A 12,817-nucleotide genomic window follows, 5' to 3' on the forward strand; every position below is an offset into this window, starting at 1 on the left:
GCCGGTCTCAGCGGCCCGACAGGGAAGGCGCGCGCATGCCCAGCGCGCCCGCGAGACGCCGGACGGGGCCGAGGGCGGCCGTCAGACCCAGCGGCGCGGCCTTGCGCGGCGCACGCGGCCGGCGACGGTCGGCATCCGCGACCGGCTCGACCGGCAGGTACAGCGCGTCGAAGAAGGACATCTCCAGGAGCGTGGCGCCGTCGTCGTCGGTGATCACCATCGCCGCCTCCATCAGCCGCGGGTCGCCGCCGTGCTGGCGCATCAGCCCCTGCACGATCGTGCGCGCGGTGGACCGGGCGGCCTCGACATCCTCGACCCACTGGGCCGCCGAGGCCGGGAGCGAAGCGTTGCCGAGGCGGATGGTGAAGTGGGCGCGGACCATGAAGCGCTCCTGGGAGGGGACCGGCGGGGACACCGCCGGCAACGGGTGTCAGGCGGCCTGGGCGTCGTCGACGGCTTCGGCGACGGGTTCGGCGACGGGTTCGGACTTCTCAGCCGCGGATTTCGGATCGAAGGCGTCCGCGAGCAGGACGAGGCGCCGCGCCATGTCCCGCACCTCGTTGAGCGCGATCGACTTCTGGCCTTCCTTCACCGCGCGGGTGATGTCGCTGACCTGCGTGGTGGCGATCCGCTTCAGTTCGTCGGCGAGCTGCTGGCTGGTCATCATCGCATCCGGACTCGGCTTGTCAGGCTGAGCCGGGACCGTGAGGGAACGGGGCTTACCAAGGCGTTTCGCCGGGCCGCGCAGCCTGTGGACAAGAGCGGGATGCGCCCTTCGGCTCACCCCTCCAGATGGCGTGCGGCGATGATCGAGGCCGCCGTGCGGTTCTCCACGCCGAGCTTGGCGTAGATGCCCTCAAGGTGCTTGGTCACGGTCCGGTGGCTGAGCCCGAGGATCTCGCCGATGTCGCGGCTCGACTTGCCGCGGGACAGCCAGAGCAGAACCTCCGCCTCGCGGCCGGTGACCGGGAGGCGCGCCCGGAGCCGCTCGACCCCCGCCGAGAGCGCGTCCCGCGACAGGCGGAGCAGGATCTCGTCCGGCGTGCGGCCGATGAAGCTCAGGGCGTAGGCGAGGCCGTCGCGATCGGTCAGCGTCAGGGGCTGCGCGGCGCCGGCGAGGCATCCGCGCAGCCAGTCGCGCGCCTTGGCGGGCAGTTCGACGGCGCCGGAGCGATCGGCGCCGAGCCCGGCCAGCAGCCGGCCGGCCTGAGGCGTCGACCACAGCACATGCCCGTCCTCCGAGACGGCGAACAGGGTCCGCCCGGCCGTGTCGAGGGCAGCCCGGGCGCTCTGCGCGGCGCGGGCGCTGGCGAGGTGCACGCGGATCCGGGCCAGGATCTCGTCCGGCGCGATGGGCTTCGTGACGTAGTCGATGCCGCCGGCGGAGAGGCCCTTCACGATGTGCTCGGTCTCGCTCAAGCCGGTCATGAAGATCACCGGCACGCCGGCGAGATGCGGCTTGGCCTTGAGCCGCCGGCAGGTCTCGAAGCCGTCGAGCCCCGGCATCACCGCGTCGAGCAGGATCACGTCGGGCGTGATCTCATCCACGAGGGCCAGGGCGAGGTCGCCGCCGACCGCGACCAGCACGGTGGCCCCGGAGCGCTCGATCGCCTCGGTGAGGAAGCTCAAGGTGTCGGGCGAATCATCGATCACCAAGACGATGTCCCGGTTCGGCTGGAGCTTCGGCGCCTCAGCCATGACGGGCGAGCTCCTGCAGGACCGAGAGATAGCGGCGCAGGTCGTACCCTTCGACCAGCCCGCGCATCCGGGCGACGAAAGCGGGCGGCACGGTCGCGTCCTCCTCCATCTGGATCAGCTTGGCCTCGATGGCCCGGATATGCCCGATCCGGCCGAGGCGCAGGAGCTCGCCGATATGCTCGGGCCCGGGCCCCGGCCCGTCCGCGAAGGCCGGAACAGGCTCGGGCTGCGTCGGCGCGGGGCTCTCGGTCCATTCGAGGTGCAGGAGCTTGCCGATCCGCTCCATCACGTCGCGCAGGTCGAAGGGCTTGGCGAAGATGGCGTCGTGGGGCGCGTCGTCGCCGCGAACCGGGCTGATCTCGTGGACATTGGCGGACATCATGGCGATGGGGCCGGTATGTCCGGCCTGCCGCAGGGCCGCGGCCGCCGCCCAGCCGGTCATCCCGGGCATCGCGATGTCGAGCAGGATCAGGTCGACCCCGCCCCGTGCGACGATGGCCAGGCACTCCGGCCCCGAGCCGGCCTCCAGGACGGAGATGCCCTGCGGCTCCAGGATCGCCCGCATCAGCGCGCGGTGGGCGCTGTCGTCGTCGGCGACCAGGACGGTGCGTCGCGCGCCCGCATAGACCCGCTCCGGGGCCGCCGCCGGCGCGGGCGGGACAATCGGTGCCGGCTGGGCCACGGAGGCCAGCATCAGCCGCAGACGCGCCTGCGTGCCGCCGCCCGGCGCCGCCGTCACGGTAATCTCGCCGCCCAGCAATTGGGCCAGCAGGTTGGCGATGGTGAGCCCGAGCCCGGTCCCCGGCGTGCTGCGGGCGGCCGGCGTCGAGCCGCGCTCGAACGGCTCGAAGATCCGCGCGAGATCCGCCTCCGGGATGCCGGGACCGGTGTCGCGGATCGTGAAGATCGCGATCTGGCTCCGGTAGCTCAGGTCCAGTGAGACGGTGCCGGTTTCCGTGAACTTGATGGCGTTCGACAAAAGGTTGAGCAGCACTTGGCGCAGCCGCTTCTCGTCGGTGGCGACCACGGCCGGCAGGATCTCCGGCCGCGAAAAGCGGAACTCCAGCCCCGCCTCGCGCGCCTGGAGCCGGACCATGTCGACCAGCTGGTCGAGAAAATCGGCGAGGCGCACCTCGTCGCGGTGAATCTGAAGGCGTCCGGCCTCCATGCGCGAGATATCGAGGAGGCCGTCGATCAGCCCGGACAGGTGCTGGGCGCTGCGGCGGATCACCCGGAGACCGTTGAGGCGGTGCGCCGGGATCGCCGGATCCGATTCCAGGAGCTGCGCGTAGCCGAGCACCGTGGAGAGCGGCGTGCGCAGCTCGTGGCTGATCCCCACCACGTAGCGGCTCTTGGCCTGGTTGGCGGCCTCGGCCCGCTCCTTGGCCTCCTGCAGCTTGGCGTCGGTGATCTTATGGGCGGCGATCTCCGCCTGGTAGAGCGCGGTCTGGCGCATCGTCTCGGCCTGGGCGACGCGCCGGCTCTCCTGGGCGAGCACGAACAGCCACGCCACCACGCCGAGGATCACCACCAGGGTGAAGAACACGCTGGTCAGCGCCGTGCGCAGGAACTCGCGATTCTCCGGGTGGGCAATCGTCGCGCCCGCATGCACGATGCCGAGGATCAGGCCGATCACCGCGCAGAGCGTCAGCATCACCGCGAGGTAGCGGCCGAGCGGCGCGCCGATCCAGGCTGCGGTCCGGCCCGGCAGGATCCGGGCGGCTACGGCTTGCGCCTGCACCTCCAGCCTTCCGTGCGGCTTGCACAGGTCGCCGCAGCGGGCGTCGAGCGAGCAGCAGAGCGAGCAGATCGGCGCGTCGTAGGCCGGGCAATGGGCCATGTCCTCGCCCTCGAAGGGCAACTCGCAGACCCGGCAGGTGACCTCGGCGGTGCCCCAATCCTGCTTGGGCGTCCGGGCGAGATACCAGCGCCCCCCCGTCGCCCAGGCGATCGCCGGCGCGGCGCCGAAGGCGACGGCGAGGGTGAGCAGCGGCGCGAAGGGCTGCAGGATCGAGCCGAGCCAGCCGAGATAGGCCGCGCCGCCGGCCGTCAGCGCCAGCGCCATGGCGCCGGTCCCCACCGGGTTCACGGCGTAGAGATGGGCGCGCTTGAACTCGATACCCGGAGGCGAGAGGCCCAGCGGCTTGTTCACCGCGAGGTCCGCGGCGAGCGCCCCGACCCAGGCCGAGACTACGGCTCCGTAGAGCGGCAGCGTGCTCTCGATGGTCTTGTCGATACCGAGCTCCATCAGGAGCACCGCGATGGCGACGTTGAACACGAGCCAGACCACCCGTCCCGGATGGCTGTGGGTCAGCCGGGAGAAGAAGTTCGACCACGCGATCGAGCCGGCATAGGCGTTGGTGAGGTTGATCTTGAGCTGCGATACGATGACGAACAGCCCGGTGAGCAGCAGTGCTGCCCGGCTGCCCTCCCCCGTCAGATAGCCGAAGGCCACCGCATACATCCGGGTCGGCTCGGCAGCGTGCTCGGGCGGGACGCCGTGCCCCAGGGCCAGGACCGCGAGGGCGGCGCCGAGCAGGATCTTCAGCATGCCGGGCAGGATCCAGCCCGCGCCGCCCGCCAGGACCGCCAGCCACCAGCGGCGGTCGCGCGGACCTGCCGGCTCCGGCACGAAGCGCAGGAAGTCGACCTGCTCGCCGACCTGCGCCAGCAGCGCCAGCAGGACGCCCGTGGCGAGCCCGAATCGGGCGAGATCGAAGCCGGCGCCGCCGCCGTCGAGGCCCGGGAAGACGGTGAGCGCGCGCAGCGGCCCCGCGCCCTGTGCCGCCACGAAGATCAGCGGGAGCAGGCTCAGCCCGATCCAGATCGGCTGCGTCCAGATCTGGAACCGGCTGATCAGACGGATCCCGTAGACGACGAGCGGGATCACCGCCCCGGCGCAGAGCAGGTAGCCGACGCCCAGCGGCAGCCCGAAGCAGAGCTGCAGCGCCAGCGCCATGATCGCCGCCTCGATGGCGAAGAACAGGAACGTGAAGCTCGCGTAGATCAGCGACGTGACGGTCGAGCCGAGATAGCCGAACCCGGCGCCGCGGGTGAGGAGATCCATGTCGACGCCGTGACGGGCGGCGTAGACCGTGATCGGTGCCGCCGTGGCGAAGATGATCAGGCCGACGACCAGGACGGCCGCCACCGTGTTGGGGAGCCCGGCCGTCAGCGCCAGCGTCCCGCCGATCGCCTCGAGCGCCAGGAACGATATCGACCCGAGCGCGGTCTGCGCCACTTCCAGACTGGACCAGCGCCGCGCCTTCTTGGCGGTGAAGCGGAGGGCGTAATCCTCCAGGGTCTCGTCGGCGACGAAGCGGTTGTAGTCCCGGCGGATCGGGATGATGCGCTGCGGCCCGCTCATGGTGCCGGAGACCCGACGACCCGGCCGCCGCCCATGGCCGGCGCGGCGCATGCGACGCCAACGGGCGCGGGCGCGCGCGAAACATCGAGCACCCGAACGGTGCTCACGCTCTTCGCGCTCCCCGTCACCCCAACCTCAAAGTATTCCGCGGCGATGGTGCACCGCATGCAAGAGTACGGCCATACGCAAAATCGCGTATAGGCCGCACCGCAACCCAGGACCTAGCCTGCGCTCGTCGATCCGCGGCCGCCTCTCAAGGCCCCGGACGCGAACAGGGTCAGGCACATGGCAGACGACACCGAGACCGGCGCCGATCACGGCTTGCGCTCCCCGCTGCGGCGCAGGCTGCTCATGGGACTGGCCGGCGCTCCGGCGCTGGCGCTGATGCCGCGGAATGCCTGGGCGGCGCCGCCGACCGCAGCGGTGAACACCACCGGCCTCGCGGTGACCGACACCGAGGTGACGGTCGGCATCCTGCACTCGATCACCGGCACGATGGCGATCTCCGAGACCGGCGCCCAGGAAGCGGAAAAACTCGCGATCCAGCAGATCAACGATGCCGGCGGCGTGCTCGGCCGCAAGATCAAGATCATCCAGGAGGACGGCGCCTCCGACTGGCCGACCTTCGCCGAGAAGGCCAAGAAGCTCCTCGTCAACGACCATTGCGCCGCCGTGATGGGCTGCTGGACCTCGGCCTCGCGCAAGGCGGTGCTGCCGGTCTTCGAGCAGTATAACGGTCTTCTCTACTACCCGACCTTCTACGAGGGCCTGGAGCAGTCGAAGAACGTCTTCTACACCGGCCAGGAGGCCACGCAGCAGATCCTCGCCGGCCTCGACTGGGTGCACAAGGAGAAGGGCGGCGACAGCTTCTACTTCATCGGCTCGGACTACATCTGGCCGCGCACGTCGAACAAGATCGCCCGCAAGCACGTCGAGAACGTGCTCAAGGGCAAGGTCGTCGGCGAGGAATACTTCCCCCTCGGCCACACGCAGTTCAATTCAGTCATCAACAAGATCAAGCTCACCAAGCCGAAGGTGATCTTCGCCGATGTGGTCGGCGGCTCGAACGTGGCGTTCTACAAGCAGCTCAAGGCGGCGGGCATCGACCTGTCGAAGCAGGTGCTGATGACGATCTCGGTCACCGAGGACGAGATCGACGGCATCGGCGGCGAGAACATCGCCGGGGCCTATGCCTGCATGAAGTACTTCCAGTCGATCGACAACGAGAACAACAAGGCGTTCGTCGCCGCCTTCAAGAAGATGTGGGGCGAGAAGACCGTCATCGGCGACGTGACGCAGGCGGCCTATCTCGGACCGTTCCTGTGGAAGATGGCCTGCGAGAAGGCCGGCTCCTTCGACGTCGACAAGGTGGTGGCGGCCTCGCCGGGCATCGAGTTCAAGGGCGCGCCGGAAGGCTACGTCAAGATCGACGAGAACCATCACCTCTGGTCGAAGACGCGGGTCGGCAAGGCCAAGACTGATGGCCAGTTCGAGATCGTCTACACCAGCCCCGAGCTGATCAAGCCGGATCCGTTCCCGAAGGGCTACCAATAGCCCCAGGCCCGCACACAGTCCGCGCCGCCGCTCACCGGATGGAACGCGGGTCCCCTCTCCCGTGCGGGAGAGGGAGTCCGTCTCGGACTTCAGAACCGGCACCGAACAATCCGCTCGGAGGACGCTCGCCCTCCGCCCCGATCTGCAGCGGAAGACCAAGACATGCTCGGCGACTATTCCCTCGGCGACCTCGGCGCGATCTTCGCCATGCAGGGCTTCGCCGGCCTGATCCTGTTCTCCGTCTACCTCCTGATGGCGCTGGGGCTCGCGATCATTTTCGGCCAGATGGGCGTGATCAACATGGCCCACGGGGAGTTCATGATCCTCGGCGCCTACGTCACCTATCTCTGCTCGACCTTCTGCCAGACCTACCTGCCGGCGCTGTTCCCGATCTACTTCTTCATCGCCATGGGCCTGGCGTTCCTCGCCTCCGGGGCTTTGGGCATGCTGGTGGAATGGGGCCTGATCCGGTTCCTCTACAAGCGTCCCCTCGACACGCTCCTCGCCACATGGGGCCTCTCGCTGATCCTCCAGCAGGCCTACCGGTCGATCTTCGGTGCCCGCGAGGTCGGCGTCGAGCTGCCGTCCTGGCTGATCGGCTCGGTGCAGGTCACCGACACGATCGAGATCCCAATCAATGGCCTGTTCGTCATGGCCGTGACCATCCTGATCACCGTCTGCGTCGCGCTGCTGATCTTCCGCTCGCGCTTCGGCCAGCAGGTCCGCGCCGTGATGTCGAACCGCGCCATGGCGGGCGCCGTGGGCATCGATACCGAGAAGGTCGACCGCTACACCTTCGGCCTCGGCTGCGGGATCGCGGGGATCGCCGGCTCGGCCTTCACGATGATCGGCTCCACCGGGCCGACCTCCGGCCAGCTCTACATCGTCGACACCTTCCTGATCGTCGTGTTCGGCGGCGCCGCGAGCCTCTTGGGCACCATCGCGTCGGCCTTCTCGATCTCCCAGACGCAGTCGACCCTGGAGTTCTTCCTCTCCGGCTCGATGGCCAAGGTGATCACCCTGCTCGCGGTGGTCGGCATCCTGATGCTGAGGCCCCAGGGCCTCTTCACCCTCAAGGTCCGGCGCTGAGGATGTTTTCCCGATGACGAACCCGGTCCAGACCCTCACCAAATCCGTCACCGTCAACGACAACCCGTTCATGAAGCCGGTGGAGTGGCTGAGCCTCTTCCTCCTGGCCGGGGTGATCCTGGTCGTCCTGCCGCTGATGCTCGACGGCTTCCGCCTCAACCTCGTCGGCAAGTACCTCACCTACGCGTTCGTGGCCCTCGGGCTGGTGATCTGCTGGGGCTATGCGGGGATCCTGTCCCTCGGCCAGGGCGTGTTCTTCGGCCTCGGCGGCTACGGCATGGCGATGTACTTGAAGCTGGAGGCTTCGAGCATCGAGAACACCAAGATCCAGTCCACGCCCGGCATTCCGGACTTCATGGACTGGAACCAGATCACGGCGCTCCCCTGGTTCTGGCAGCCGTTCAAGAGCCTGCCGCTCACCATCGTGCTGGCGGTCGCCGTGCCGGTCCTGTTCGCGATGCTGATCTCCTTCGCGATGTTCAAGCGCCGGGTCGGCGGCACCTATTTCGCCATCATCACCCAGGCCATCGCGGCGATCCTGACGATCCTGATCGTCGGCCAGCAGGGCTATACCGGCGGCATCAACGGCATCACCGATCTGCGCACCCTCCACGGCTGGGACATCCGCACCGACTCGGCGAAATTCATCCTGTACTTCGTCAATGGCGGCCTGCTGATCGCCTGCATCCTGGCGGCGCAATACGTGAAGAAGTCGAAGCTCGGCCGCATCCTCGTCGCCATGCGCGACAAGGAGGACCGGGTCCGCTTCTCCGGCTACTCGGTGGCGGGATTCAAGGTCTTCGCCTTCTGCTTCGCCGCCGGGCTGGCGGCGATCGGCGGCGCGATGTTCACCCTGCAGGTCGGGTTCATGTCGCCCTCCTTCGTGGGCATCGTCCCCTCCATCGAGATGGTGATCTACGCCGCGGTCGGCGGGCGCCTGTCCCTGTTCGGCGCCGTCTGGGGCACGCTGCTGGTCAACTGGGCCAAGACCAGCTTCTCCGAGAGCTTCCCGGACCTCTGGCTGTTCGGCCTGGGCGCCCTGTTCATCGCGGTGGTGCTGGCCTTCCCGAACGGCCTCGCGGGGATCTGGCGCGAGCATATCGAGCCGCGCCTCACCCGCCGCGCCAAGAGCCTGCAGGCGCCCGAACCCGCCATCGTCCCGCCCCACGGCGCCCCGGCCGAGTGAGCACGCCATGAACGCCGCGATCCTCCCCTCCCCCGTGGTCGGCGCCGAGGCGGCCCCGCCCGACTACCTCCTCGCCGTCGAGGCGCTCACCGTCTCGTTCGACGGGTTCAAGGCGGTGAACGACGTGTCGTTCTACGTCGATCCCGACGAGATCCGGGTGATCATCGGCCCGAACGGGGCCGGCAAGACCACGGTGCTCGACCTGATCTGCGGGCGCACCAAGGCCAGCGCCGGCTCGATCAAGTACAAGGGCCAGGAACTCACCAAGCTCTCCGAGAGCGCCATCGTGCAGGCCGGCGTCGGCCGCAAGTTCCAGACGCCGTCGATCTACGACGACCTGACGGTGTTCGAGAACCTCGAGATCTCGTTCCCCCGCGGCCGCTCGGTGTTCGGCGCCCTGACCTTCAAGCGCGACGCCGAGGTCCGCGACCGCATCCACGCCATCGCCGAGACGATCTTCCTGAAGGACCAGCTCAAGGAGCGGGCCGAGTTCCTGAGCCACGGCCAGAAGCAGTGGCTGGAGATCGGCATGCTGCTGATCCAGGACCCGGAGCTGCTGATGCTCGACGAGCCGGTGGCCGGGATGAGCGTCGGCGAGCGGATCAAGACCGCGGAGCTGCTCAACCAGATCATCAAGGGCCGCTCGGTGCTGGTGATCGAGCACGACATGAAGTTCGTCGAGGACATCGCCCACCGGGTGACCGTCCTGCACCAGGGCAAGGTGCTTTCCGAAGGGTCGATGGACCGGGTCAAGAACGACCCGAAGGTCATCGAAGTGTATTTGGGACATTGACGATGGCGTCGCTCCAGACCGCGCACTCGGCCCCCGTCCAGGCGCCCCCGCTCGCCACGATCCCATCCGCCACGCCGGCGCTCGCCGTCGAGGACCTGCACGCCGCCTACGGCCAGAGCGAGGTCCTGCACGGGCTCACCTTCTCGGTAGCCCCCGGCGAGATCGTCGCCGTGATGGGCCGCAACGGCATGGGCAAGACCACCCTGATGAAGACCCTGATGGGGCTCGTTCCCGTCAAGGCCGGGTCGATCCGGGTCGAGGGGGCGGATGTCGGTGCCCTCAAGAGCCATGCCCGGGTCGCCAAGGGCCTTGCCTACGTGCCGCAGGGCCGGATGATCTTCTCGACCATGACGGTCCAGGAGAACATCGAGACCGGGCTCACGGTCACCGGCACCCGCAAGGTGCCGCAGGACCTCTACGACATGTTCCCGGTGCTCATGGAGATGAAGGGAAGGCGCGGCGGCAACCTGTCGGGCGGGCAGCAGCAGCAGCTCGCCATCGCCCGGGCGCTGGCGAGCCGCCCGAAGGTCCTGCTTCTGGACGAGCCCACCGAGGGCATCCAGCCCTCGATCATCCGGGAGATGGGCCGGACCCTGAAGAAGATCCGCGACGCGCGCGGCCTGTCCATCGTCGTGTCCGAGCAGGTCCTGAGCTTCGCCCTGGACGTGGCCGACCGGGTGATCGTGCTGGAGAACGGCGCCATCGTCCACGAGGCCCCGCGCGACGGCATCGACGAGGCCGCCGTCGCCCGGTTCCTGTCGGTCTGAGGAGCGCGGAATGGCCGATTACGAGATCTTTGAACTCGGCGACTTCGTCCTTCAGTGCGGCAAGACGCTGCGCGCGGCCAAGCTCGCCTACAAGACCTTCGGGACCCTGAGCCCCGCCAAGGACAACGCCATCGTCTACCCGACCTGGTACTCGGGCCAGCACACCGAGAACGAATGGCTGATCGGCCCCGGCAAGGCGCTCGACCCGGACAAGTACTTCATCATCATCCCGAACATGTTCGGCAACGGCCTCTCGTCCTCGCCGAGCAACACGCCCGCGCCCTGGAACGGGCCGCGCTTCCCCAACGTCACCGCCTACGACAACGTCCGCGCCCAGCACCGCCTCGTCACCGAGCATTTCGGCATCGAGAAGTTGGTTCTGGTCACCGGCTGGTCGATGGGGGCGCTCCAGACCTACCACTGGGCGTCGATGTACCCCGACATGGTGCCGAAGATCCTGCCGTTTCAGGGCTCGGCCAAGTGCTCGCGGCACAACTACGTCTTCCTGGAGGGCGCCAAGGCGGCGCTTCAGGCCGACGCCGCCTGGGCGGAGGGCTGGTACACGAGCCCGCCGACGCGGGGGCTGCGCGCCTTCGGCCGGGTCTATGCCGGCTGGGGCCTGTCGCAGACCTTCTACCGGCTCGAGGCCGACATCACCCACATGGGCTACGCCTCGCTGGAGGACTTCCTGATCGGGTTCTGGGAAGGCCTGTTCTACGAACGCGACGCCAACAACCTGCTCGCCATGCTGTGGACGTGGCAGCACGGCGACATCAGCGCCAACGACACCTTCAAGGGCGACTTCAAGGCCGCGCTCGGCGCCATCCGCGCCAAGGCGATCCTGATGCCCGCCTCCACGGATCTGTATTTCCCGCCCGAGGACAACGCCATCGAGGCGGCTGCCATGCCGAACGCGGAGCTGCGCGTGATCGACACGTGGTGGGGCCATTTCGCGGGCGGGCCCGGCACCAGCCCGGACGACATCAAGGTCCTCGACGACGCGCTGAACGAGCTGCTCGCGAGCGGGTGAGATTCGCGCACCGGCGCGCGGATGGGGTCCGCCCCAAGGTTCTAGGGAGCTGGAGACAGAACATGCCCGAGACGCTGATCAAGGTCGATCTCACGCAATCGGCCTACGACAACGACATGGTGCACAACCGCTGGCACCCGGACATCCCGATGGTCGCCTATGTGAAGCCGGGCGCCGACTTCATCGTCGAGACCTACGACTGGACCGGCGGCTTCATCAAGAACAACGATTCCGCCGACGACGTGCGCGACATCGACCTGTCGATCGTCCACTTCCTCTCGGGTCCGATCGGCGTCGAGGGCGCCGAGCCCGGCGACCTCCTGGTGGTCGATCTCCTCGACATCGGCGCAAAGCCCGAGAGCCAGTGGGGCTTCAACGGCTTCTTCTCAAAAAAGAACGGCGGCGGCTTCCTCACCGAGCACTTCCCGCAGGCCCAGAAGTCGATCTGGGACTTCGAGGGCATGTTCACCAAGTCCCGCCACGTGCCGGGCGTGCGCTTCCCGGGCCTGATCCATCCCGGCCTGATCGGCTGCCTGCCCGATCCGAAGATGCTGGAGACCTGGAACACCCGCGAGAAGGCGCTCTACGACACCGATCCGGAGCGCGTGCCGGCGCTGGCTACCCTCCCCTTCGGGCCGACCGCCCATATGGGCCGCCTGAAGGGCGACGCGAAAGACGCCGCGGCGGCCACCGGCGCCCGCACCGTCCCGCCCCGCGAGCACGGCGGCAATTGCGACATCAAGGACCTGTCGCGCGGCTCGAAGATCTACTTCCCGGTCTACGTTCCCGGCGCCGGCCTCTCGATGGGCGACCTCCACTTCAGCCAGGGCGACGGCGAGATCACCTTCTGCGGCGCCATCGAGATGGCCGGCTGGGTCCATCTCAAGGTCGAGCTGATCAAGGACGGCATGGCGAAGTACGGGATCAAGAACCCGATCTTCAAGCCGTCGCCGATCACGCCGAAATACGACGATCACCTGATCTTCGAGGGCATCTCGGTCGACGAGAGCGGCGGCCAGCATTACCTCGACGTCCACATCGCCTACCGGCAGGCCTGCCTGAACGCGATCGAGTACCTCAAGAAGTTCGGCTATTCGGGCGCGCAGGCCTACTCGATCCTCGGCACGGCGCCGGTCCAGGGGCACATCTCGGGCGTGGTCGACATCCCGAACGCGTGCGCGACGCTCTGGATACCGACCAAGATCTTCGAGTTCGACATCAACCCGGGCGCCGACGGACCGACCCAGTTCCTCGACGGCTCGATCCAGATGCCGCTCTCGCCGGATCTGTGATCAGGCCGTCTGCTGCGTGTCGCGCCCGCTTTCATCGGACG

General features: G+C 68.2%; 11 protein-coding genes. 7 read left to right on the forward strand and 4 right to left on the reverse strand.

Features of this window, described 5'->3' with window-relative positions; translation table 11 throughout:
- Nucleotides 1-7: 7 nt before the first annotated feature.
- From PQI07_RS05320 to PQI07_RS05335, 4 genes are all read right to left on the reverse strand, one after another.
- Nucleotides 8-382, reverse strand: a complete 375-nt coding sequence (locus PQI07_RS05320; RefSeq protein WP_043381776.1) for a DUF6894 family protein — start codon at nt 380-382, stop codon at nt 8-10.
- A 48-nt stretch (nt 383-430) separates the two neighbouring features.
- Nucleotides 431-664: a hypothetical protein gene (locus tag PQI07_RS05325; protein WP_274926205.1), complete on the reverse strand. Its 234-nt coding sequence runs from the start codon at nt 662-664 to the stop codon at nt 431-433.
- Nucleotides 665-780: 116 nt separating this feature from the next.
- A complete protein-coding gene (locus PQI07_RS05330) occupies nt 781-1,698 on the reverse strand; it encodes a response regulator transcription factor (RefSeq protein WP_043381778.1) in 918 nt (305 codons plus the stop codon).
- Nucleotides 1,691-5,065 (reverse strand): hybrid sensor histidine kinase/response regulator, encoded by a 3,375-nt coding sequence (locus PQI07_RS05335; RefSeq protein WP_043761747.1) that lies wholly within the window; start codon nt 5,063-5,065, stop codon nt 1,691-1,693. Before PQI07_RS05335 ends, PQI07_RS05330 begins: the two co-directional genes overlap by 8 nt.
- A 285-nt stretch (nt 5,066-5,350) precedes the next feature.
- Between PQI07_RS05335 and urtA the strand changes: the two genes are divergently transcribed.
- The 7 genes from urtA (at nt 5,351) to fmdA (ending at nt 12,776) form a co-directional block, all read left to right on the forward strand.
- Nucleotides 5,351-6,619: an urea ABC transporter substrate-binding protein gene (urtA, locus tag PQI07_RS05340; protein ID WP_043381780.1), complete on the forward strand. Its 1,269-nt coding sequence runs from the start codon at nt 5,351-5,353 to the stop codon at nt 6,617-6,619.
- 162 nt (nt 6,620-6,781) lie between these two features.
- Nucleotides 6,782-7,708 carry an urea ABC transporter permease subunit UrtB gene (urtB, locus tag PQI07_RS05345; protein ID WP_043353442.1) on the forward strand — a complete coding sequence of 309 codons (927 nt, stop codon included), beginning with the start codon at nt 6,782-6,784 and terminating at the stop codon, nt 7,706-7,708.
- Between the two features lie 13 nt (nt 7,709-7,721).
- Nucleotides 7,722-8,894, forward strand: coding sequence for an urea ABC transporter permease subunit UrtC (gene urtC / locus PQI07_RS05350; protein WP_043353440.1), 1,173 nt, complete (start codon nt 7,722-7,724; stop codon nt 8,892-8,894).
- Nucleotides 8,895-8,901: 7 nt separating this feature from the next.
- Nucleotides 8,902-9,687, forward strand: coding sequence for an urea ABC transporter ATP-binding protein UrtD (gene urtD / locus PQI07_RS05355; RefSeq protein WP_043353438.1), 786 nt, complete (start codon nt 8,902-8,904; stop codon nt 9,685-9,687).
- A gap of 2 nt (nt 9,688-9,689) precedes the next feature.
- The gene (urtE, locus tag PQI07_RS05360; protein ID WP_274926206.1) at nt 9,690-10,454 is read left to right on the forward strand and encodes an urea ABC transporter ATP-binding subunit UrtE; all 765 of its coding nucleotides are present in this window, start codon (nt 9,690-9,692) and stop codon (nt 10,452-10,454) included.
- Between the two features lie 10 nt (nt 10,455-10,464).
- The gene (locus PQI07_RS05365) at nt 10,465-11,484 is read left to right on the forward strand and encodes an alpha/beta fold hydrolase (RefSeq protein WP_043381787.1); all 1,020 of its coding nucleotides are present in this window, start codon (nt 10,465-10,467) and stop codon (nt 11,482-11,484) included.
- Between the two features lie 62 nt (nt 11,485-11,546).
- On the forward strand, nt 11,547-12,776 hold the full coding sequence (gene fmdA / locus PQI07_RS05370) for a formamidase (protein WP_043760420.1): 1,230 nt from the start codon (nt 11,547-11,549) through the stop codon (nt 12,774-12,776).
- Nucleotides 12,777-12,817 lie beyond the last annotated feature (41 nt).

The organism is Methylobacterium sp. 092160098-2 (assembly GCF_028920805.1).
Lineage (GTDB): Bacteria > Pseudomonadota > Alphaproteobacteria > Rhizobiales > Beijerinckiaceae > Methylobacterium > Methylobacterium fujisawaense.

Excerpts from the sequence above, each read along its gene's own strand:
- PQI07_RS05320 (WP_043381776.1), bottom strand. The coding sequence starts at position 382 with ATGGTCCGCGCCCACTTCACCATCCGCCTCGGCAACGCTTCGCTCCCG.
- PQI07_RS05325 (WP_274926205.1), bottom strand. The coding sequence starts at position 664 with ATGACCAGCCAGCAGCTCGCCGACGAACTGAAGCGGATCGCCACCACG.
- PQI07_RS05330 (WP_043381778.1), bottom strand. The coding sequence starts at position 1,698 with ATGGCTGAGGCGCCGAAGCTCCAGCCGAACCGGGACATCGTCTTGGTG.
- PQI07_RS05335 (WP_043761747.1), bottom strand. The coding sequence starts at position 5,065 with ATGAGCGGGCCGCAGCGCATCATCCCGATCCGCCGGGACTACAACCGC.
- urtA (WP_043381780.1), top strand. The coding sequence starts at position 5,351 with ATGGCAGACGACACCGAGACCGGCGCCGATCACGGCTTGCGCTCCCCG.
- urtB (WP_043353442.1), top strand. The coding sequence starts at position 6,782 with ATGCTCGGCGACTATTCCCTCGGCGACCTCGGCGCGATCTTCGCCATG.
- urtC (WP_043353440.1), top strand. The coding sequence starts at position 7,722 with ATGACGAACCCGGTCCAGACCCTCACCAAATCCGTCACCGTCAACGAC.
- urtD (WP_043353438.1), top strand. The coding sequence starts at position 8,902 with ATGAACGCCGCGATCCTCCCCTCCCCCGTGGTCGGCGCCGAGGCGGCC.
- urtE (WP_274926206.1), top strand. The coding sequence starts at position 9,690 with ATGGCGTCGCTCCAGACCGCGCACTCGGCCCCCGTCCAGGCGCCCCCG.
- PQI07_RS05365 (WP_043381787.1), top strand. The coding sequence starts at position 10,465 with ATGGCCGATTACGAGATCTTTGAACTCGGCGACTTCGTCCTTCAGTGC.
- fmdA (WP_043760420.1), top strand. The coding sequence starts at position 11,547 with ATGCCCGAGACGCTGATCAAGGTCGATCTCACGCAATCGGCCTACGAC.